This window comes from Parasediminibacterium paludis, from assembly GCF_042651445.1.
In the GTDB taxonomy this organism is placed as follows: domain Bacteria; phylum Bacteroidota; class Bacteroidia; order Chitinophagales; family Chitinophagaceae; genus Parasediminibacterium; species Parasediminibacterium paludis.
In genome coordinates this window covers 1-1,825 of sequence record NZ_JBHSDC010000033.1, presented here as the reverse complement: position 1 = coordinate 1,825, position 1,825 = coordinate 1, and the positions used below count along the sequence as shown (strand labels likewise).

The window sequence follows — 1,825 nt, the reverse complement described above, 5'->3', positions numbered from 1 at the left end:
GCGCCGTACATGCTGGTGGCACTGGCGGTGTTACTGGTGGTACTACCGCTGTTACCGTTATGCTTAAGCTCGTAGCTGTTGCACCACAACTATTACTGACTGTATAACTAATGGTAGTTGTGCCTGCTGTTATTGCTGTTACAACACCTGTATTGGCGTCTACAGTGGCTACGGCTGTATTACTGCTACCCCATACACCACCTGGTGTGGCGCTGCTGAGTGTGGTAGTAGCTCCTGCTGTGATGTTGGTTGAACCACTGATACTTGCAGGTGTTGCTGGCACTGTCGCTACCGTTACTGTTTTGCTTACTTGGTTACTACCGCAGCTATTAGTGGCTACTAAAGTAACTGTATACGTATTAGCACTTGTATAACTATGTGCGGCGGCTGTAGTGGTTACAGCTGCGCTGCCATCACCAAAGGTCCACGTATAGCTTGGTGCTGTACCTGTACTGGTATTGGTGAAGCTAAAGGCATTGTTTACTAAGCATTGCGTTGCATTGGCGATGGTGAAGTCGGCCACTGGCGCAGTACATGCTGGTGGTGTTACTGGCGGTACGGCAATGGTAACTACTACACTTTGGGTAATAGAATCTTTACAGCCTAAATCGCCTGTTACTACCAGTTTTACTTTGTAAGTACCTGCTGTGGTATAGGTTACCGACGGACTGATTAACGTAGAGGTGGTACCGTTTCCTAAATCCCAGAAGTACGTCATATTGCCATTGGTGATGGTTGAAGTACTGATATAGGTATAACTACCACCGTTCACGGTATTATTAATAATCGTAAAGCCTGGTGTAATATTACAAGTGGTGGGCACTGGTGGTGGTGGGCAACTGGCTACTGTAACACTTTGTACAGTGGTGTCCTTACAACCGCCTACGCTTATTACCGCTTGTTGTACGGTAAATACACCTGTGGTGGCATATTTGTGTGTTACGCTATTACCTGTACCCGTACTACCATCACCAAAGTTCCATTTGCTGGTGGTATTGGTACTTGTTGAAGTAAAGCTAATCGTGCTATCGCAATTGTTGGTGGCATTGGCTGTGGTAAAGCTGGCTTTGACACCGCCTGCTACTGTGATGGTTAATGACATGGCTGAAGTACAAGTACCTGTACTTACCAATACGCTATAATCACCTGGCTCTGTTACGGTAATGCTTGGGGTTATTGCACCTGTTGAATTACCATTCTTAAACCATAAATTACCTGTTGCTGATGATGACGTAAGCGTAACACTACCACCGTTGCACAATACCGTTGTGCCGCTTGCACTAATGGTTGGTTTGGTTAAAGTATTAGTGGTACTTACTACTTGTGGTGTCGATGGTACACTCCAACAGCCTGAACCATTCGTGCCTGCCAATGTATAGCTACCGATACCTGTGGCATCCACTGTAATACAAGATCCTGTACCTGTAGGACTTGCTACTGCGTAACCATCTTTGTACCATTGGTAGTTACTAAAGCCCCATGTTAATGGGCATAATTGTACCGTTGAGCCTGCGCAAATGATTGGTGAACCTGCATTCACATTAATCACTGGACTCGCTGGACCTGTTACATAAATATCTACCGTGTCTTTACCACCAAAAGTGGTATAGATATAACTCAATTTACCCGTAAACGGCGCTACTGGTAATGTTACCACTACCACTCCATTTACATTGGTACCTAATATTGCTGTCGTATCATTTCCCGCCATAGACGACCATACACCCGTTGTTGGCAAAGTACCTGTTAAAGTCACTGTTTTTGTATCACTGCCGCAGGCTACCGTTTGGTCTGGACCCGCGCTTGGTTTTGGATCTACCGTAAA

1 protein-coding gene is annotated in these 1,825 nt (G+C 45.6%); it reads right to left on the bottom strand.

Features of this window, described 5'->3' with window-relative positions; genetic code table 11:
• Positions 1–1,825 (bottom strand): PKD domain-containing protein (locus ACFOW1_RS16910; RefSeq protein WP_379015932.1); only part of this gene is annotated, 1,825 nt, incomplete at both ends.